This window comes from Streptomyces phaeochromogenes (genome assembly GCF_001418655.1).
In the GTDB taxonomy this organism is placed as follows: domain Bacteria; phylum Actinomycetota; class Actinomycetes; order Streptomycetales; family Streptomycetaceae; genus Streptomyces; species Streptomyces phaeochromogenes.
This window is the reverse complement of record NZ_LIQZ01000067.1, coordinates 23700-42800: the sequence shown is the minus strand read 5'-3', so window position 1 is coordinate 42800 and position 19101 is coordinate 23700. Positions and strand designations below refer to the sequence as shown.

The 19101-nt window shown below is 70.7% G+C and carries 13 protein-coding genes; 5 read left to right on the top strand and 8 right to left on the bottom strand.

Annotated elements, in window-relative coordinates:
• Positions 1-18: 18 nt before the first annotated feature.
• From AOK17_RS09655 to AOK17_RS09645, 3 genes are all read left to right on the top strand, one after another.
• A complete protein-coding gene (locus tag AOK17_RS09655) occupies positions 19-2256 on the top strand; it encodes an MMPL family transporter (RefSeq protein WP_055611945.1) in 2238 nt (745 codons plus the stop codon).
• Positions 2249-2758, top strand: coding sequence for a hypothetical protein (locus tag AOK17_RS09650; protein WP_055611944.1), 510 nt, complete (start codon positions 2249-2251; stop codon positions 2756-2758). The genes AOK17_RS09655 and AOK17_RS09650 overlap by 8 nt, the downstream gene beginning before the upstream one ends.
• 96 nt (positions 2759-2854) lie before the next feature.
• Positions 2855-5728 carry an ATP-binding protein gene (locus tag AOK17_RS09645; protein ID WP_063997194.1) on the top strand — a complete coding sequence of 958 codons (2874 nt, stop codon included), beginning with the start codon at positions 2855-2857 and terminating at the stop codon, positions 5726-5728.
• A 65-nt stretch (positions 5729-5793) separates the two neighbouring features.
• Here the strand turns inward: AOK17_RS09645 and AOK17_RS09640 are convergent, their stop codons facing one another.
• The 8 genes from AOK17_RS09640 to AOK17_RS09605 form a co-directional block, all read right to left on the bottom strand.
• Positions 5794-6633 carry an alpha/beta fold hydrolase gene (locus AOK17_RS09640; protein ID WP_055611942.1) on the bottom strand — a complete coding sequence of 280 codons (840 nt, stop codon included), beginning with the start codon at positions 6631-6633 and terminating at the stop codon, positions 5794-5796.
• A 102-nt stretch (positions 6634-6735) separates the two neighbouring features.
• Positions 6736-7425, bottom strand: coding sequence for an alpha/beta hydrolase (locus tag AOK17_RS09635; RefSeq protein ID WP_055611941.1), 690 nt, complete (start codon positions 7423-7425; stop codon positions 6736-6738).
• A gap of 81 nt (positions 7426-7506) precedes the next feature.
• Positions 7507-8394 carry an alpha/beta fold hydrolase gene (locus tag AOK17_RS09630; RefSeq protein WP_055611940.1) on the bottom strand — a complete coding sequence of 296 codons (888 nt, stop codon included), beginning with the start codon at positions 8392-8394 and terminating at the stop codon, positions 7507-7509.
• Between the two features lie 85 nt (positions 8395-8479).
• On the bottom strand, positions 8480-9448 hold the full coding sequence (locus tag AOK17_RS09625) for an RNA polymerase sigma factor (protein WP_055611939.1): 969 nt from the start codon (positions 9446-9448) through the stop codon (positions 8480-8482).
• Positions 9449-9546: 98 nt separating this feature from the next.
• Positions 9547-10557, bottom strand: coding sequence for an ArsR/SmtB family transcription factor (locus AOK17_RS09620; protein ID WP_055611938.1), 1011 nt, complete (start codon positions 10555-10557; stop codon positions 9547-9549).
• A 129-nt stretch (positions 10558-10686) separates the two neighbouring features.
• The gene (locus tag AOK17_RS09615; RefSeq protein ID WP_055611937.1) at positions 10687-11451 is read right to left on the bottom strand and encodes an N-acetylmuramoyl-L-alanine amidase; all 765 of its coding nucleotides are present in this window, start codon (positions 11449-11451) and stop codon (positions 10687-10689) included.
• A gap of 93 nt (positions 11452-11544) precedes the next feature.
• Positions 11545-11910 carry a peptidoglycan-binding domain-containing protein gene (locus AOK17_RS09610; RefSeq protein ID WP_055611936.1) on the bottom strand — a complete coding sequence of 122 codons (366 nt, stop codon included), beginning with the start codon at positions 11908-11910 and terminating at the stop codon, positions 11545-11547.
• A 132-nt stretch (positions 11911-12042) separates the two neighbouring features.
• Positions 12043-12876: an 8-oxoguanine DNA glycosylase OGG fold protein gene (locus AOK17_RS09605; RefSeq protein WP_055611935.1), complete on the bottom strand. Its 834-nt coding sequence runs from the start codon at positions 12874-12876 to the stop codon at positions 12043-12045.
• A 188-nt stretch (positions 12877-13064) separates the two neighbouring features.
• Between AOK17_RS09605 and AOK17_RS09600 the strand changes: the two genes are divergently transcribed.
• Complete coding sequence (locus tag AOK17_RS09600) at positions 13065-13919, top strand: DUF4132 domain-containing protein (protein ID WP_055611934.1); 855 nt, start codon at positions 13065-13067, stop codon at positions 13917-13919.
• The gene (locus AOK17_RS09595) at positions 13916-18988 is read left to right on the top strand and encodes a hypothetical protein (RefSeq protein WP_055611933.1); all 5073 of its coding nucleotides are present in this window, start codon (positions 13916-13918) and stop codon (positions 18986-18988) included. Before AOK17_RS09600 ends, AOK17_RS09595 begins: the two co-directional genes overlap by 4 nt.
• Positions 18989-19101: the final 113 nt, after the last annotated feature.

The following is a 19101-nucleotide window of genomic DNA, read 5'->3' as shown; positions in this document are numbered from 1 at the left end:
CTCGATCAAAGGATGGACATGTTTGACCGCGTTGCGGAATTGACGGTTCGGTGGCCCAGAGCTGTGCTTGTGGTGGCCTCCGTCCTCGTGGCTGCGATGAGCGTCGTGGGTGTGGGCGCCTTCGGGAAGCTCGTGGGCGGCGGCTTCGACGACCCGGACTCGCAGTCCACACAGGCCAGTCGGGTCATCGACGAGAAGTTCGGCGGGGAAGCGAACCTGGTGCTGCTGGTCAGCAGTGGCACGCAGCGCGTCACCGACCCGGCGGTGGAGCAGGACGGCCGACAACTGGTGGCCGATCTGCGCAAGGAACCCGAACTCGGCAACATCGTCTCCTACTGGGACACGCAGAGCGACTCGCTCCTTGCCCGTGACGGCCGTTCGGCCATGGTCCTCGCCCATGTGAAGGGCGACGAGTCGACGCGGGAAGAGCACGCGCACGACATCATCGACACCTACACGGGCCGGTACGAGGGACTCACCGTCAAGGCCGGCGGCGGTACGGCGGTGGGCGCCGAACTGTCGGAGCAGGTACTGAAGGACCTCCTCCTCGCGGAGATCATCGCGGTCCCCCTGACGCTGCTGCTCCTTCTCATCGTGTTCGGTGGCGTGGTCGCGGCGCTGCTGCCGCTCGCCATCGGCACGGTGGCGGTCGCCGGGACCTTCGCGGAACTCGCCCTCCTCGGCAGCGTCACCGACGTGTCGGTCTTCTCGATCAACCTGACCACCGCCCTCGGGCTCGGACTCGGCATCGACTACGCACTGTTGATGATCAGCCGCTTCCGGGAGCAGCTCGCGTTGGGGACGAGCGTTGCCGACGCGGTGCGAACGACGGTGCACACCGCGGGACGCACGGTCGTGTTCTCGGCCGGCACGGTCGCGGTGGCGCTCACCGCGCTCCTGGTCTTCCCGCAGTACTTCCTCCGCTCGTTCGCCTATGCCGGTGTGGGCGTGGTCGTCATCGCGGCCGTCGGCACCCTCTTCGTGATGCCCGCCCTGCTCATGCTGCTGGGACATCGCATCAACAGCGGCAGGCTCCCCTGGCCCAAGGCCGACCGTCATCGCCGACGCGCACCGTTCTGGGGCCGGCTGGCCGGGACCGTGATGCGCCGGCCGGTGCTGACCAGCGTGCCGGTGCTCGCGGTGCTCCTGCTCGCCGCTGCTCCACTCCTCGGCGTCACGTTCGGTACCCCCGACGAACGGGTCCTTCCCGAGGACGCCGCGAGCCGGCAGGTGTCCACGGCACTTGAGGCGGACTTCGCGGGCGATGACGAGGCGGCCATCCAAGTGGTGGCCGACGGGTCCGTGAACTACGAGGCTGTCGACGCGTACGCGGAGAAGCTGTCGCTCCTCGACGGGGTCGTTCGCGTCGAGGCGGCGACGGGCACCTACGCGCAGGGCAAGGCGCAGGCCCCCGGCCCGGCGAACGAAGCCCTGGAGCGCCCCGACGCGCAGCGGGTCACCGTCATCGGTACCCCTCCGCCCAAGTCGGACGACGCGCAGTCTCTCGTCCGGACGGTCCGGGACGTCGCGGCGCCCGCCGGCGCCAAGGAGGTCCTGGTCGGAGGCGGAGACGCTGAGCTGCTCGACACCAAGGACTCGATCGCGAGCCGGCTCCCCCTGGCCGGAGGCCTGGTCGCCGTCACCACCTTCATCCTGCTCTTCCTCTTCACCGGAAGCATCGTCCAGCCGGTCCGTGCGCTGGCCCTGAACATCATCAGCCTGGCCGCGGCGATCGGCGCGATGACCTGGATCTTCCAGGACGGCCATCTCAGCTCCGTGCTGGGATTCACTGCCCAGCCGATGGACACGTCCATGACGGTGCTGCTCTTCTGCATCGCCTTCGGTCTGTCCATGGACTACGAGGTGTTCGTCACCAGCAGGATCAAGGAGCTCCACGACGAGGGCGAGAGCACCAAGGACGCCGTCGTCCACGGCCTCGGCCACACCGGGAAGATCGTCAGCGCCGCGGCCTGTCTCCTCGCGGTCGGCTTCTTCGCTTTCGCCACGGCGAAGGTCAGCTTCATGCAGATGTTCGGCCTCGGCAGCGGTCTGGCCATCCTCATCGACGCCATCGCCGTACGCGGAGTGCTGCTGCCTGCCGCCATGCGACTGCTCGGCCGCTCGGCCTGGTATGCGCCGGGGCCGCTTCGTAGGTTCCACCAACGTTTCGGAATCAGTGAGAACGGCCCCGCAAGCAGCCACGCCACCGCGGGAGTCGAATCAATTCCAATGAAGGAGTCCGCACGGAATGCGTAACCTCATGAAGATCGGCGTTGCCGCCGGAGTCGGTGTCGTCCTGCTGACCGGCTGCCAGAGCGACGATTCCACCGACGACGCGTCGAACGAAAAGCCGTCGACGCCGGAGACGAGCGCGGTCCAGGAAGTCCCGAGCACCCCCGCAACTCCGAGCAAGGCCGGCGCAAGCGGCCAGACGGACAGCCTTGAGGGCGGATGGCTCGGAGAATCCGACGTCGACAAGGTCGCGATGATCGTCCAGAAGAAAAAGGTCATGCTCGCCTTTCAGTCCGCGGACGGTCAGAAGCGGCAGGCGTGCGAGGGCCTTCTTCAGCAGAAGTCGATCCTCCTCAAATGCGTCGAGGACAACAAGGACCGCGTGAAGGGCACCGTCGAAATTTCGAGTGGCGAGAAGATCGCGATTGCCTGGACGTCCGGCAAGAAGGACCTCCTGACGAAGAGCGGTAACGGCCAGACGGACTTCTCGCAGTGGGGCCTTCCGTCGCCTCCGGCGGCCGGCTGAGAACTCACTTCCCTCCCGCTTCGGCGGCAACGCCTCCCGAACGGAGACGAATGCCGCCGAAGCGGGAGACCGTGCCCGACCATCACGGGAGGCTTCATGGCACCCCCTTCACCGCCTGTCCCGGAAGGCGACAGGAATCGCACTGGCAATTCCTGTGTGAACTCGGTCGGTCGCCTCATCGGACGGTCAGCGGAAATGGCGATCATCGACGGGCTCTTCGGCACCGCGATCGCGAGGGGTACCGCGCTGTTGCTGACCGGAGAGGCCGGAGTAGGCAAAAGCGCGCTGCTGGAAGCCGCGGCACTGCGCGCTTCCGAATCCGGCTTCCGCGTACTGCGTGTCGTCGGCTCCCAGTTCGAGGAGGGTGTCAGTTTCTCGGCACTGAACCAGATATTGCAGCCATTGGCCGGAGAGATCGCCGCCCTGCCCGCGCGGCAGGCGGAAACGCTGCAAGTGGTCCTGGGGCTGTCCGAGGGGCGGCCGACCGAACTGCCGGCCGTCACCAACGCCGTGCACATCCTCCTGTCCCGGGCCGCCTCCGAGAGCAGTCCTCTTGCTCTCGTCATCGATGACGTGGCCTGGGTGGACCGCCCGAGCGCCGCGATTCTGAGTGCGGTCGCCCGCTACATTCCCACCGGCTCCATCGCTCTGCTGGCCGCGTCCCGGACCGGCGACGAGTCGTTCCTGAGCAGCACGGGGATACCTGCGTACGAGGTTCAGCCCCTGGACGACGTATCGGCGAACGAGTTGGTGACCGAGCGGTTTCCGGCCATGGCGGCCAGGGTCCGCCGGCGTCTTGTCGCGGAAGCCCGGGGAAATCCGCTGGCGCTGCTGGAGTTGCCCGTCTCGCTCAACGACGCACAGCAGTCGGAGCGAGGAACGCTGCCGACGGTGCTGCCGTTGACCGAGCGTCTCAAGAGGATCTTCTCCACGCGGGTCGGTGCGCTCCCGGACGCCACCCGGAAACTGCTTCTGCTCGCCGTGCTGGACGGCTCGGGCGAGCTGCACATCCTCCGGCAGGCCATGGGCGACCCGGACGGTCTGACGGAACTGTGTCCTGCCGAGAGGAACGGGCTCGTGCAGGTCGACACCCTGACGGGCCGGCTGGTCTTCCGGCATCCGCTCACCCGGTCCGCGGTCATGGATCTGTCGACCAGCGCGGAACGCCGGTGGGGACATCTGGCGCTGGCCGCGGAACTCCCGGAAGGATCCGAACGCCGGGCCCGGCATCTCGCCGAAGCGGCCGTGGGCCCCGACGACCAGGTGGCCGCCCTCCTGCACCAGGTGGCCTACAGCACCCTGCACCGCGGTGACGCCGTCGGTGCCGTCACCACCCTGCTGCGCGCCTCGGAGCTGAGCAGCACGGGGACGGCCAAGGGTCGAAGGCTGGCCGAGGCGGCCTACCTGGGCGCCAACATCACCGGCGACCTCCGCAACGTACGCGCGCTGCTGGACCGGGCCGGCCGCGCCGATCCGGTCGGCGCCGACTCCCTGGCCGCCGCCGTCGCCGCGGCCAGCCAACTCCTCAACGGCGAGGGCGACGTGGACACCGCCCACCGGCTTCTCGTCGGCGCCGTCGACCACCGCGACCTGCCCGACGGGGCGGACGACACCGTCCTCCGCGAGGCGCTGCACGCCCTGCTGGGGGTGTGCTTCTTCGGCGGACGGCCCGATCTGTGGCGCGCCTTCGACCGTGCCGTCGCGCGATGCCGGCCGTGCTCCTCGGATCCCCTGCTGACGGTGATGCGGGGCGCCTTCGGCGATCCGGCCCACGCGGCACTGTCCGTACTGGACGGTCTCGACGGGCTCATCTCCGGCCTGCACCAGGAGACCGACCCCACGCGCATCGTCCGGGCCGCCGTCTCCGCCACGTATGTCGACCGACTGCCGGGCTGCCGCAGCGCGTTGCGGCGCGTCATCGACGACGGCCGGAACGGCGGCGCCATCACCTCGGCGATCGAGGCGCTCTTCCTCCTGGCGAACGACGCGTACACCAGCGGACAGTGGGACGAACTCCGCAGGACCACGGACGAAGGTCTCGGGTGGTGCGCGACCTACAACTACCGTGTGCTGGGATGCACTGCCCGGTTCCTGCAAGGGCTGGTGGCCGCCGCACAAGGAGACAGCACCACCGCACGACAGGTCGCGGACCGCCTCATCTCCTGGGGGAACCCGCGGGGCCTGGGCATGCTCCGCGTCTACGCCTCCCACATCCGGGCGCTGTCGGCGCTCGGCAGCGCGGACTTCGATGCCGCCTACCGCTTCCTGGGCGAAGTGGGCACCCCCGGGCAACTGCCGCCGCACATGCCGCATGCCCTGTGGCTCCTGCTGGACTTCACCGAGGCCGCCGCCCACTCCGGCCGCCACTCCGAAGCGGCCTCGCACGTCGCGGCGGTCAGAAAGACCGACATCCCGTCGATCTCGCCGCGCCTGGCCATGCTGACGGATGCCGCCGAGGCGATCGCCACCCCGGACTTCGTGGACCATGAACTGTTCGAGGCCGCCATCGCCACGCCCGGCGCCGAGCGATGGCCGTTCGACTGGGCCCGGATCTGTCTGGCGTACGGGGAAAGGCTGCGCCGGGCCAAGGCGGGCGTCGAGGCCCGCGTGCACCTCGAAGCCGCTCTTCGCACGTTCGAACGCCTGGGAGCCGCTCCCTGGAGCGCGCGAGCGGGCAACGAGCTGCGGGCGAGCGGCATCCCCATCAGGACGGTCATACCCGGCACGGCCCCGCCCTCCCAACTGACCCCGCAGGAACGGCAGGTGGCGCAACTGGCCGCCACCGGGCTGACCAACAAGCAGATAGCCGCGCGGCTTTTCCTGTCTCCCCGAACCGTGGCCGCCCATCTGCGCAGTGTCTTCCGCAAGTTGAACGTCACCTCGCGCGCCGGACTGCGCGACGCTCTGACGGGCCTGACCCGGTCGACTTCGCCGCCTGCGCTTGAAGACAGCACGCCTTCGACTCCGTGACTGCTCGTCGCCGGACGGCCCGCCTGCGGAGGGGAACAGGCGGGCCGCCACTCGGTGGTGACTGTCTATCGGCGCGTGCCGCGGTCGGCCCGCTCGATGAGCTTGGTGACGGCTTCCGGGTGGCTGATCATGACGGAGTGGGAGGCGCCCCGGACCTCGACCGTGCCACGGGCGTGGGCGCGCTGGTACTCGAAGCGCTGCAGTGCCGGCGGAATGGCCTTGTCGGAGGTCGCGACCAGACCCCAGGAGGGAATGGTGTGCCAGGCGGCATCCTGGGTGACATCGGTCAGGGACGACGCGCTGAACGGCCTCTGGGCGGCGTGCATGACGTTGGTGACCGACACCGGAAGGTCTCCGGCGAAGGCGCTGCGGAACTTGTCGGCCTTGAGGTAGAGGTCCGACCCGGTGCTGCCGTCCTGGTTCGGGAAGGGCACGGGGTCGACCGCGTCGGGGATCTCGCTGCCCGGGTACTTGCCGAGGAGTTCGCCGACCTGCTCGCCCTTGTCGGGCACGAACGCGGCGACGAAGACGAGCGCCTTGACGTTGGGGTTGCCGGCCGCGGCGTTGGTGATCACCGCGCCGCCGTAGGAGTGGCCGGCCAGGATGACCGGCCCCTTGACGGACTTGAGGACGCTCGCCAGGTAGGGCGCGTCGGTCGGCAGTCCACGCAGCGGGTTGGCGGGGGCGACGACCGGATAGCCCTCCTTCTGGAGCTGCTTGATCACGTCGTTCCAGCTCGCGGACGCGTCGGCGAAGCCGCCGTGCACGAGCACCACCGTCGGCTTGGCAGGGTCCTTCGGGGTGGCCGTCGGCGCCGCTGACGCCGACGTTGTCAGGAGGACAGCCGCCGCGGCACCCGCGGTGCCCGCGGCGACTATTCCTCGACGTACGACCTTCTTGCGCATGTTCTCGGTTCTCTGCTTTCTGCCGGCATCTCTGGTGGCACGAAATCCCGTCGGGATTCGTGAGAGCTCTCGCTCGTTGCGGCGGGCCGTCCCGTGCGGGGGTTACGCCTGGTGGGCGGCGGCCTGCTTGATCAGCTCCGCCACGGCTTCCGGCTGGGAGACGTAGATGGCGTGGCTGCCGGCGACCTCGCCGACGGTGGCTCCGGTTCGCTCGGCCATCGCACGCTGCGCCGGCGGCGGGATCATGCGGTCGTCGGTCGCGACGAGATACCAGCTCGGCTTGGCACGCCAGGCGGCTTCCGTGACCGTTCCGTTGAGGGCTCCCAGGCCCCAGGGAACCTGCGAGTCGGCCATGAACTGCGCGTCCTCGGGCGGCACGTCGCCCGCGAACGACGCGGCGAACTTCTCGCGGTCCAGGAAGAGGAAGCCGTCCTGGGGCGGCAGGATCGGCGGAACGGGCGCGCCGGGAGCCGGGTCCGCGATCAGGGTGCCGACCGACTCGTCCTTGTCCGGTGCGAAGGCCGCGATGTAGACGAGCGCGGCCACACCGTCGTGCCGGCCGGCCTCGGTGATCACAGCCCCTCCGTAGGAGTGGCCGACGAGCACGGACGGCCCGTCCTGCGAGTCGAGGACCTGGTGGGTGACCGCCACGTCGCCTTCGAGGGAGTGGGTCGGGTTCTGCACGACGCTGACGTTGAAGCCGTCGCGGGTGAGAAGGCGGTACACCGCCTGCCAGCCCGAGCCGTCGACGAATCCTCCATGTACGAGAACGATGTTCTTCACGGTGCTCATGCGATTGCTCCTTGTTCGTCGGAAGCTTCCGGGCAGGTACAAACTAGGTCGGACCGTCCGCACGGGCTTCTGCCAAATGGCCTAGTTCACGAAGCGTGTGACTGCCCGTGAGAAGGCCTCCGGTTCCTCGATGTGACCGAAGTGCCCGCTGTTCTCCAGGATCAGCAGTTCCGATCGAGGGATCAGGGCGTGCAGTTCCTCGGCCCACCGCACCCCGCAGATGACGTCGTGGCGGCCGACGACGACGAGGGCGGGCACGGTGAGCGAGCCGAGGTCCGCACGGTCGTCGATGACGTGCGGGGCGAGGTTCTCGTCCAGCCCGGAGATGTGCGTGGCCCGCACGGAGGCACGCAGGGGGGCGAACTCCTCCTCCCTGCCCCAGTAGTCGGCGAAGTACGAGGGGAGCAGTCCCCTGGCGACGGCTGTCATCTGTGCGTCGTCGGAGATCGTGGGGATGGACTGGAAGGCCGCGAGGACCTCGGGGAGTCCGGGGTGGTCCGCATGCCGCTCGGCGAACAGCTGGACCAGGCGCATGGCCTCGGCCCCATGTTCGGGACCGGTCAGCGGGGCGCTGTCGTAGAGGATCACCCCGGCGATGCGTTCCGGGTGGTTCAGGGCGTGGTACTGGACGACGAAGCCGCCGTGCGAGTGCCCCAGGAGGTGCACCTCGGGCACGCCGAGGTGGTCGATCAGCGCCCCGAGGAACCGGCTGTAGCGGGGCCGGGTGTAGCCGTGCGGGTGGGAAGGCAGTGTGCCGGAGGCGCCGGTGCCGACCGGCTCCGGGTAGACCATCGTCAGGTGCCGCTCCAGCGCGGGCATGCGCAGGTACTCCCAGAAGATGCCCGGTCCGCCGGGGTGCGCGACGCACACCGGTCCGGTGCCGTGGACGTGATAGCGCTGCACGACTCCGTCGATCTCGACGGTGTGCGTTCCGGCGTCCAGGGGGTTGGTCAGTGAGGAGGTGGTCATGGGGTCTCCGTTTCCGGCAGGTGTCGATGACACCGGCAGGACGCCGGAGGGAGGACGAAGTTCGACCCGGCCTACGTGACGCCCGTCACATCGGAGCGAGCGCCTGGAGGGCCTGGACCGGCCTGGGGTGCACGAGGCGCAGCCGGTGCGGACGGCCGGCGTCGTCCAGGGTCATCAGCCAGGCCACCGAGGGCGGGCAGTGATCGGGATCGTCGGCGGGGGCGAGGAGGTCCATCTCCCACACGACGAGGGACCGGCCGGCCACGGCATGGGCCAGGCGCTGCCGTACGCCGGCATCGAGGTCGCCGTCCATGCCGCGCACGAGGAGGCTCCGGTCACCCACCGGTTCGTTCCCCCTGAGCAGGGCGATCTCGGGCGACCAGCGCTCTGTCAGGAGCGCACCGAACCGTCCGCTCTCGGCTGCGGCCAGGGTCTCGCGCGCCTCGACCCGGCTCGCGCGGGTGCGTCGCGCGGTGTCGCCGTGCGGGGCGTCGGCGGTGGCGGCGAGGGCGGTCGCGAGCTTGGCCCGTCCCTGGTTCAGCCGGCTGCGGACCGTGCCCACCGGGACTCCGCACGCGTCGGCTATCCGCTCGTAGGACGTGACCCCTGTGCTGAAGTGACGCAGCACCAGGGGCAGTCGCAGTGCGGGGGAAAGCTCTTCGACGGCCTCCCAGATCCAGTCCCGCATCGCATGGTGCTCCAGCAGGCGCTCCGGTCCGGCGTCCGTGGAGGGCAGGTGCAGATCGTCGATCGGCCGGAAGGCCACGGAGCCCCGCAACAGGGAACGGGCCCCGTTGCGCACGATCATCCGCAGCCATGCGCCGATGGCCGCCGGATCGCGGACGTCGCCCACCCGCCGGAGCGCGGTCACGGCCGCGTCCTGGAGTACGTCGTCGACATCGGGCCCCGGTCCCAGGATGCTCAGTGCCACCGCGCGCATGCCTGCCCGGTGCCGTTCGAGCAGCTGCCCCAGGGCAGTGACGTCACCCGCCTGCGCGGCACGCGTGAGCACCGCGTCCTCCAGGCGTGCGGTGTCAGCTGCGTTCGGGCTCATGGGGTGTTCCTCTTCCGGCGTCTCCCGTCCTGCGTGCGACCGTACTGTGGACGGCCCGGTGGCGTCACGGCCGCCCCGGGAGAACCGAACTCCGGGATTCAGCCGTCCTGCGCCGTGATCTGGCGGTCCTGGTCGGGAAGGCGGAGGAGTGCCGCTCCCAGCGGGGTGAGGGTGTGCAGGACGGTGTTCGCGTGGCGGTGACTGGCGATGAGTCCCGAGTCGCGCAGCACCGTGGTGTGGTGGCTGGCGTTGGCGGGGGACACCGAGACCGCGCGAGCGATCTCCGAGTTGGTGGCGCCGTACGTCACCGCGAGCAGAACCGCGGCGCGGGTGCGTCCGAGCAACGCCGACAACGGCGCCTCGGCCGGGCTTTGTTGGGGAATGGGACCGCCTGATGCCAGCGGGTACAGCAGGACGGGCGGCAGATCGGGGTCGGCGAAGGAGACCGGCTTCTGCCAGCAGAAGTACGAGGGGATCAGGACCAGGCCGCGGCCACCCAGGTGCAGATCGCGATCGACACCGCCCACGTACTCCACTTCGAGGACGGGGGCTCTCCAGCGCATGGCGGGACCCAGTCCCCCGAGCAGCCCTTCCGGTCCGCCGAGCAGCAGATCGCGGCCCCGGCGGGCGCACTCGGCGTCGACGCGGGCCTGCATACGGTCGCTGTAGGGGGCGATGGCCGCGTTGTGGTACTTGCGCAGCGCCGCGACCAGGTCCCCGCGCATGTCCTTGTCGGCCAGGCGGTACATGTCCGTCGGCACTTTCCTCACCTGTGCCAGCAGACCGATCTCGTGCCGGACCCGGCCGGGCGGTGTATCGAGGATCGCGTCCAGCCCGCTCTTCAGGCCATGGCCCGCCTCGGCCGGGGTGAGGAAGTCGGGGAAGTACGTCGCTCGGGGGAACAGCGGAAACAGCAACGTCCGTACGACGGAGCCCAGTTGCTGTGCGGAGATGGCGGCGCGGGCGTCGCGGTACCAGGCGGCATGGGCCCAGCGCCCGAGCTGGGACTGCAACCGGTGCAGACTGGCGGCGATCTCCCATAAGGGGTCGGGGCGGCAGGCGAGCCGCGTTCGGACGAGATCCTCCGACGTGAAGTGGATACGCAGCACGGTCCCCCCATGCGTGATTCCTGCCCGGTGCCGCAGACGATGCCGCGCCGGCCCTCGTGAAGACAATGACTGGAACGGATCATCCTTCGGGCGCACACAGCGGGGTCAGTGCCGTGTACGCCCGAACTGTCAGCCCTGGATCAGGGCGGCCACCTCTGCGCGTATGGCGGGCATGTCTGCGAAGACCGTACCCGGGCAGTCTGTGGCAGCCCAGTGGAGGTGACCGCCGATGGCAGGCGCGACGCGGGCGGCTCCGCTCACCGGATTGACGTAGGACACCTTCCCCAAGGGGGCGATCGCGTGACGCTCGGCCAGTTCGGCCAGGAGCTGGATGAGCGCGGTGCGTGCGGCGGTCGTCGGGGGCGTGGTCGTCAGCGTCCCCAGAAGGGCGATTCCGAGGTTTCCGCTGTTGTATCCCTGGACGTGCGCTCCGGTGACCATCCGCCCCGACGCGTCGTGCGCGGGCACGCCGTCGGTACCGGACCAACGCCCTTCGTACACAAGGCCGTTCCTGTCGATCAGGAAGTTGTAGCCGATGTCCCCATAGCCCTTGCCGACGGTGTCGTTGCGGTAGATCGCGCGCACCACGGCGGCCGGGTCCGGGTCGGTGCTCCCGTCGTCGGTGTGGTGCACGGTGAGGGTCTGGACCGGGTAGTACTCCGGCGGCCAGATCTCCGTACCGTCGGCGGCGTACCGCAGCGTCTCGTTCGCGCCCCAGGCCGCGCGCGTGCGTAAGGTGTACGCGGCGGAGGCGGCAGCGGCCTCGGATGGGCGGGGCACGACGCTCAACGCGGCGGCGGTTCCGAGCGCACCCAGGAACACGCGTCGCGACACCGGGGACGCCGTGCCGGCTGTGCTCCGGGAGCCTTCGGGGTTCGAGTCCGGGACCGTCATCGCGTGATTCCTCCTGTGGGGGGGGGCCGGGCCGGTCGAAGCTGCCCGCTCCTTCGGTCGGGAAGCGGGCAGCCGGTGGAACGGAGGAGTGCCCTACAGCGCGCAAGCGGGCTTCGGGTTGTAGAGGCGGTTCCACGTGCTGGGACCCACGATGCCGTCGGCACCGCCGTCGGTGGCGTTACAGGTCTGCACGTAGTACACGCCCCGCGCGGTGGCCTGGCCGTAGTCCCCGTCCACGTCGAGCCAGTCGGAGTACTTGCTGTAGTAGTTGATGAGGCACTGCACCTGGCGAACCGCGTTGCCCTCGTCGTTGGGACGGACCGTGGGCCGGGCGGTGTCGGAGATGTAGTTGCAGTTCGTCTCGGCGACCGCGGCGCTCGCGGAGGGCGCGACCGCGAGGCTTCCTCCGAGGGCCAGTACGGCGGTGCTGCACAGGAGGGCTAGGCGGCGGGTACGCATGGTGTCTCTCCCGAGGTGTGTGGTTGTTGTGACGAATGAAGAGTGCGTGTGAACACGACCGCCGGTCCACGAGATTCGAACAGGGCGAAAGAAGGCAGGTCAGGCACTCCTCCGCGCCAGATGTGCCAGATGTCAGGACGCGGGAATCCAGACACCGTCGAACAACGCCAGTTCCAGCACGTCCGGGCGTGACCCGGGCCATCCGATCCCCGCGGCGGCGAGTTGCCCGGTCGCGGAGTGGATCCACCCCAGGTACACCCCGTACCGATGGGAGGTCCAGCCGCTGTCCGACCAGATCCAGGCGGCCACGTCCGACGCGGTGGCCAGTCCCATGTCCGCGCCCACCCACGCGGCATGAGCCCTCATCACCCGCGCGACCCGCTGATCCAGGATCAGCGCGCGGGGAGCGGCCGGAGCATCCGCCGTCAGGTTGAGGGAGCAGCCATGGTCGAGGACGCGGCGCTGGTCGAGGAAGTAGAGGAACTTGGTGAAGAACGCCGGTCCCAGTCCTTTCACCGCCCCGCGGAGGCCGTGGTACGCCGCGACGGCTCCCTCCGCGCGAAGGGTGGCACCGGCCGCGGCCAACGCGTCGTCGACAGTGGGCTCCGCCAGGATCTCCTTGAGACGGTGCGGACCGTAGCCGGTCCGGCCCTGCCCCCATACGTACGACGCGACCAGGGCCTCGGACCATTGCGAGCGCTCTGCCGCCCCGCGGGTCGAGGCGGCCACCTGGTCGCGGCTGATTCTCGCTGTTCCTGTCCGCGACCGCTCGGGTAGTTCAACGGGCCATGGCTCGATGCCTGACCACTGCGCGGGCACGTACTCCACGGCGTGGCCGCCGGCACCTGTCACGTACTGAGCGCCGGATCCGGCCAGCCAACGTCCCAGCGCCCGCACCGCGGTTGGGGGCAGCAGCCGCTTCCCCAGCTCGTCGTCCAGCGCGTCCGCGAGATCCTGACGTCCCATCCCGCGCCCCCCGTTTCCCCTGACACCTCGAAAGTCCGCAGGGTACTGGGGACTTACCGACTTCGGACTCGAAGTCGGCCCGGAGACAGGTCCCAGGGGGCTCGGAGCAGGCGTTGTCAGTGGTCTCACCTAGAGTTCCGGTCACTTGATCAGTGAAATGCGGGTCAGTGAAGTGCGGGGAGGCACATATGGGGTGGGTCATGGCCGGCGACTACGAGGTCGGCCTCGACGGCGGAAAGGTGGTGTGCCGCAACGCCGCGGGGCGGCAGCTGAAGTCGGTACCGGCCAAACTCGCGGACGATCCCGCGGTCATGGGACTGCGGCAGCTCGCCGAGTGGCTGGAACGGCACGAACGCCAGTGCCTCGCCGACGTCGAGAAGTGGATGGTGCGCTCGCTTCCCGTGCCCCTCGCCGTCATCGCCCGGGTGTGGCCGGATCCCGCCTGGCAGAGCGCGCTGCGCGATCTCGTCGTCACCGGTCCGGACGGCGAAGTGGCCGGATTCCTCCGGGACGCCGACCTGGAGCGCGGGCTCGGTCTTGTCGACCTCGACGGAGACAGCGTCCGCATCGCCCCCGAGCTCGTCCACCTCCCCCACCCCGTCCTTCTCGACGACCTTGAGGATCTGCGGGAGTTCGCCGTCGAACTCGGCGTCGAGCAGCGGGCCCAGCAGCTCTTCCGCGAGGTGTGGCGGCGCCCCGCGGGCCTCGACGCCGAGGCCACCACCGTCGAGGACTACGCGGGCGGCGCGTTCAAGCAACTGCGCTTCCTGCACGGCAGGACCACCCAGCTCGGCTACCGCGTGCGCGGCGGCAACGCCGTCTGCTCCGTGCGGGAGGACGCGCGCGGCGTGGAGGCCCGCGTCTGGATCGGCGACTACGACGGTTACGAGGAGACCGAGACCGGCCCCCTCATGTGGACCGACGGCTCCGGAAAGGTGCTGAAGCTCGGTCAGGTGGGGCCCGTCGCCTGGTCGGAGGGCATGCGCATGGCTGCCGCACTGTTCGCCGGGCGTGACATCGAGGACGAGGAGCAGGCGGCATGACCACCTACGCACACACCACCGCGACCGCGCTGCTGGAAGCCGGCGCAGTCCTGCCCGTGGGCACGACCACCGGCGAGGACGCCGACTCCCTCACCGTACGGACGTACACCCACCCCGCGCTGGACGGCCGGCTCGCCGTCCGTCTCGTGCCGGGCACCCTCGGCGAGGCAGAAGACCTGGCCCTGGAGTTCCTCGGTCTGGCCCGCGAACCGGAGACCCCCGAGGTCGGCCAGGTGCGCCGGGAGACCCTCGGCTTCCCCGCCTGGGCACTGGTCAACGACCCGGCCAACGGCCACCACGCACTGGCCCTGGTCAAGGACGTCGAGCGGCTCGCACGCCAGGCCAAGTCCCGCCCCGGCACCGCCAAAGAGGGCTTCGAGGAGCTCGGCGAGCGGCTCGGCCGGGCAGTGCCGCACTTCCTGCCCACCTTCTACGAGCAGGCCGCCCGGATCTTCCTCCAGCACGAGAACACGACGTACGCCGCCGCCTTCTTCGGCAAGGCCCGCGAGGCCGAGCGGGTGCACGCACTCGCCGTCGACGAGGATCGGCAGCGCGCCGTGTTCCTGGAGTTCGCCTTCGCCGGAGCGCTGACGGTCAAGGCGCTCAAGGAGTATGTGAAGGATCTGGCCCACAGGCTCGACGCCGCCACGGCGTGGTCGCAGTTCCGGCAGCTGTGTGTGGAGCGCTGCGCGGCGGGCATGCCTCCGTACGCGTCGCTGCCGCAGGACGCCCGCGGTCTGATCAAGGCCGCCGGGCTGTCCCGGGTCACCGAGGAATGTGCCCTGGTGGCCGACCTGGTCGCCTCGCCCGCCGCTGTGCGCGCGCCCGTCTCCTTCTGGACCGCCTACCGAGCCACCCTCGCGGTCCTCGCCGAGCGGCAACCGGCCGTACGGGCCCGGCTGCTGGAGATCATGCCGACCACCTTGGGACGCGAGGTCAAGGACGACGAGTTCTGGTTGACGCTGCTCGCGGAGAGCGGCGCCGATCGCCTCCTCACCGGCGAGGACGGCGAGGAAGGCGACGGCAGTCAGGACAGTGGGGCCAGTCAGGACGGCGAGCAGACGGGAGCCGTCGACGCGGCGGAGTGGCTCAGCCGCTGGGCCGCCCACCGCAAGCACGGCGGCACGGTCAGCAGCCGCTCCCCGCTCACTCTCCAGCTCGTCGAACGGATGGCGCCGCGGCTGCGTGCCGACGGCCGGGCCGTGGACCTGTTCACGGGCCGCTGGCACGCCGGTGCCGACCTCGACCTCCTGGACCTGTGCGTGGCACAGGGCGTTCCCCTCGCCATGCCCGACGCTGACAAGGACGTGTATCTGTCCCTCGACCGCTGGCTTCGCGATCGTGAGTCCGGTGGGCGCGACCTGACCGCCACGGCCGCGGATCCGCGTTTCCGGCCCCTGCTGCACCGGGCCATCGATGCGCTGAGCGACGACCGGACACTCGCCGGAGTGCTGGAGGCCCTCGCCTCCCATCCCGTACTGGGCGAGGTGCTGCGCGAGTGGCTGGACGACGCGGCCGAGACGTTCCGCGCCTCGACGGGTCTGCCCGGCGCCCGCACGGCACTCAACCGCCTGCGCCCCTTCCGTCCGGTCGCCGCCCGGGTCAGCCCCCAAGCGGTCGCGCGTATCGCGGAGCACGAGATCGCGCCGCTGCTCGGCCGCACCCTGCGGTCCGGCATCCCCGACGAACTGGGCTGGCCCGCCCTGGACGAGGCGCTGCACCTCCTCGACACCGATACCGACACGGACTCCAACACCAAGACCAGGAGCGGGCGCAGGCGCAGCCGCGACGACGACCCACTGCGCCTGACCGAGGCCTGGCCCGCGCTGATCCTCTCCCGCAGGCACAAGGCCGTCGTCGTCGGACCGGACAAGGTGCTGCTCGACCACGACCTGCGCCTGCCCGTCGAGCTGGACCGCTGGCAGCAACCGCAGTTCCGCTACACCGACGGCGAACTGCTGGTGATGTGGCGGCAGGACAGCAAGCAGTTCGGCTACTGGTCGGCCCGGCCGTCCGAGGTGTTCACCCTCGGCGGCGAGCAACTGCCCCACTGGTACGGCAACGATGCCGGTGCCCCCTCCATCCCCCTGACCGGCGGCGGCCGTGCCACCGGCGGACGCACCCTGCACGCCGGCGACACCGTCCTGCCGCCGAGCCGGTCCGTCATAGGTGACGGCACGACCTGCTGGCGCCAGGGCAGGCAGGGCCGACAGCAGGTCTGGCTGGAGTACGACCCGGTCACCGGTACGCACGGACGGGCGTCCCTGCCCGCGTTCCTGCGGTCCGGCATCCGCGAGGACGCCGCGCTCCTTCAGCACCACTGCGAGGTCCTGCCGCTGCAACCCGGCCTCGAACACAGCCCCTTCGGCACCGACGGCTCGGTGCTCGGCCGCTGGGTGCGCTCGGAGGGCGAAGGCGCCGAAGCTCGGACGACCGCCGGTACGCCGGACGGCCGGACCGTCACCCTGCGGGCGGCCGGCTTCCCTCTCGGGGCGCTCCGACTGCCCGGAGGTGCCGAGCCCGTCGCCGCGTACCTCCACCAGCATGTTGTGCTGTTCGCCTCCGAGGACACCTCCGCCACCGGCGAACTCGGCCGGGTGACACCCGGTCAGCGGGGCGGGGAGTACGCCGCCGGCACACGGCTCGTACCGCCCTTGGCCTTCTGGCACTCGCTGCGCCCCCGTGACGAACGGGCGTCCGCCGTGCTGCGCGCGCTCACCGACGAGGCAGCGGCCGACGTGCTGCGTGCCGCGGCCCAGGCCCTGACCGAGCGTGAGGCACAGATCGTCAAGGCCGGCGACGCCGCCAACACCACCGTCGACGGCAAGCCCGTCGTCCCGTCGGTGGACGACTTCATTCGGCCTGCCGTGTCGCGGGCCCTGTCCGGCCTCACCGACGAGCGGCTGCTCATCGGCGTGTCCGCCCTGGTCCGTGCGGCGCTCCACCTCGCCGGGACGGCTGCCGCGTTCGTGGCACCGCCGGTCGAGAAGAAGCGGCCCGAACAGCGCCAGAACGAGGGGATGTTCGCGGACTACCGCCCCAAGCACGGCGAGGACCGCACCCTGCGCGCGGTCACCGCCGGCATCGCCGATCTGGGGGGATGGTGGGGAGGCAACCACGCGTGGACCGCCCTGCGCCAGATCCGGTCCGTGAACCACGTGCTGTCCGGACGGCCCGCCGAGGGCAAGCCGCTGCCCGACCTGGCACAGACGGGCGCCCTCGGTGACGGCTGGCGGAGCGAGGAGCGCACGATCCCCGACATCGGCATCGTGTGGCCGTCGATCCTGGCCGTGCTGCGACCGCTGGCCTTCCGGACCGCCACACCCACCCTGACCGACGCCGAACGGGAATCCCTGCTCCTGCTGCTGGAGGCGGTCGCCGAAGGACCGCTGGCCGCACCCGGAAACGGGCTGCGCGAGATCCTGCTGAGCGAGCCGCACACCAAGCAGCAACGTGCCGGTCAGGTACTCCGCCGGGACGGACGCACCGTGGTCCTCCTCGGCTGCCAGAACGTCGACTCCGAGCGCAACCGGGTCAGTTGGCTCGCCCTCGACCACGACCCCTCGGGTGCGTTCGGCGCCGTCGCCCACTTCACCCTGGACAAGGAGACCGCAGTGCCGTCGGCGTTCCCGGCCGACGGGCTGGCCGCCCTCACCCGGATGATCCGGGACAAGGGCGCCGCCCCCTGGCACTCCGATGCACCCGCCGCGTTCGCCGCCGCGACCCACGGCGGTCTGGGCCCCGTCCAGGCCACCGTGCTCCTCGCCGCGCGTCCGCAGAACCCCAGCGCCGACGTACTCGCCACGATCGGTCTGAAGCCCCGGCAGATGGACCTGGGCAACGGCCGCCTGTCGTCGCTCGGCCGGGAGGACCGGTTCGCCCTCCTGAGCGCCCTGCTGCCCGAGGACCCTGCCGATCTGTGGACGACCGGACCGGACATCGCGGCAGCGGGCCGGGTGTGGGCCGAGCGCCTCGGTTCCGTCGTCCGCCTGCCCGAGGACCTCGCGGCCGATCTCGCCGGTCTGCCCGCCGGCTCCGCCGAGGCCGTGCTCAATCCGGGGCTCACCCCCTGGCTCAGCCGCACGACGGTGCAACGGCCGGACAAGGACGGCAATCTCGTCGCCGCGGACCCCGCGGCGCTGCCCGGACGGTACGACCTGACCCGTGCCGTCGCCTCGCTGACCGCACTCGCCTACGGCCTGCCGTACGGGGACCCGCTGCGCGCCCTCCTGCCCGAGGGCCTGGCCGCACTGCGCCGCCGTCTCACCGACCCCGGGCTGCTGCTCGACCTCGACGTCGAGTGGACGGACAAGGGCGGCTCGACGGCGGTCGAACTGCGCAAGGCGTACGGGCTTCCCCCCACCGGAGGCGCCGACGCACACGGTCTGACGCCTGTCGGGGAGGCTCTCGTGCTGCGCCCCTGGTACGGCGATCAGGAGACGGTCCTGCTCCGCCCTGCCGCGATCACCGGTCCGGACGACGCGGTTCTCGGGCTCCTGGAGGGCCTGGTGGGTCCGGACCGCGACGGTGGCCTCCAGGCCCTGCGCACGATCCTCGACGACGGACTCGACCGCGTCCTGGCGGCCGGTCTCGCCCCGGAGGGACCCGTCGGTCACGCACAGGACCCCACCGTCGTCGCTCCCGCGCTGGTCGCCGAAGTGGCCTCGGCACACGGTCTGGGTGAGGACGCGGCCGCGCTCTACCTCCAGTTGCTGGCCCTGCCCGATCCGACGGACCGCAACTGCGCCCGCTGGACCGGCTGGAAGCCCGCAAGGCTGAAGAAGGCCCGCACCGAACTGGCGGCCACCGACCTGGTCGTCGAGGCGAAGCGACCGCGCGCCGGGCGCACCCTCTTCCTGCCCTGCGGCTGGCGCGACCTCAAGTCCCCCGCCCTGCCGGTGGAGACCTGGAAGGAGGGCCTCTACCCGGTGCCCGACCGCTCGCGTGCCGTGCCCCGCCTCCCGGTGCCCGACCTGTTCGCCCGCGCCTGGCAGCGCGTCCAGGACGGCGACGCGCCCGCCTACGAGAAGCTCACCACCCGCGCCACCCGGAAGGGCAGCCGCCGATGACCGCCGCCGACGGCCGTCGCCCGAGCCGACCGGACGAACCCTTGCCGGCGGCTCCCCGGATGACGGCTCCCCGTACAACGACCCCCCTGCTGACGACCTCCCGACCCGACCGG

What these genes read in the sequence shown, in the direction of transcription:
- AOK17_RS09655 (WP_055611945.1), top strand. Translation starts at nt 19, where the DNA reads ATGTTTGACCGCGTTGCGGAATTGACGGTTCGGTGGCCCAGAGCTGTG.
- AOK17_RS09650 (WP_055611944.1), top strand. Translation starts at nt 2,249, where the DNA reads ATGCGTAACCTCATGAAGATCGGCGTTGCCGCCGGAGTCGGTGTCGTC.
- AOK17_RS09645 (WP_063997194.1), top strand. Translation starts at nt 2,855, where the DNA reads ATGGCACCCCCTTCACCGCCTGTCCCGGAAGGCGACAGGAATCGCACT.
- AOK17_RS09640 (WP_055611942.1), bottom strand. Translation starts at nt 6,633, where the DNA reads ATGCGCAAGAAGGTCGTACGTCGAGGAATAGTCGCCGCGGGCACCGCG.
- AOK17_RS09635 (WP_055611941.1), bottom strand. Translation starts at nt 7,425, where the DNA reads ATGAGCACCGTGAAGAACATCGTTCTCGTACATGGAGGATTCGTCGAC.
- AOK17_RS09630 (WP_055611940.1), bottom strand. Translation starts at nt 8,394, where the DNA reads ATGACCACCTCCTCACTGACCAACCCCCTGGACGCCGGAACGCACACC.
- AOK17_RS09625 (WP_055611939.1), bottom strand. Translation starts at nt 9,448, where the DNA reads ATGAGCCCGAACGCAGCTGACACCGCACGCCTGGAGGACGCGGTGCTC.
- AOK17_RS09615 (WP_055611937.1), bottom strand. Translation starts at nt 11,451, where the DNA reads ATGACGGTCCCGGACTCGAACCCCGAAGGCTCCCGGAGCACAGCCGGC.
- AOK17_RS09610 (WP_055611936.1), bottom strand. Translation starts at nt 11,910, where the DNA reads ATGCGTACCCGCCGCCTAGCCCTCCTGTGCAGCACCGCCGTACTGGCC.
- AOK17_RS09605 (WP_055611935.1), bottom strand. Translation starts at nt 12,876, where the DNA reads ATGGGACGTCAGGATCTCGCGGACGCGCTGGACGACGAGCTGGGGAAG.
- AOK17_RS09600 (WP_055611934.1), top strand. Translation starts at nt 13,065, where the DNA reads ATGGGGTGGGTCATGGCCGGCGACTACGAGGTCGGCCTCGACGGCGGA.
- AOK17_RS09595 (WP_055611933.1), top strand. Translation starts at nt 13,916, where the DNA reads ATGACCACCTACGCACACACCACCGCGACCGCGCTGCTGGAAGCCGGC.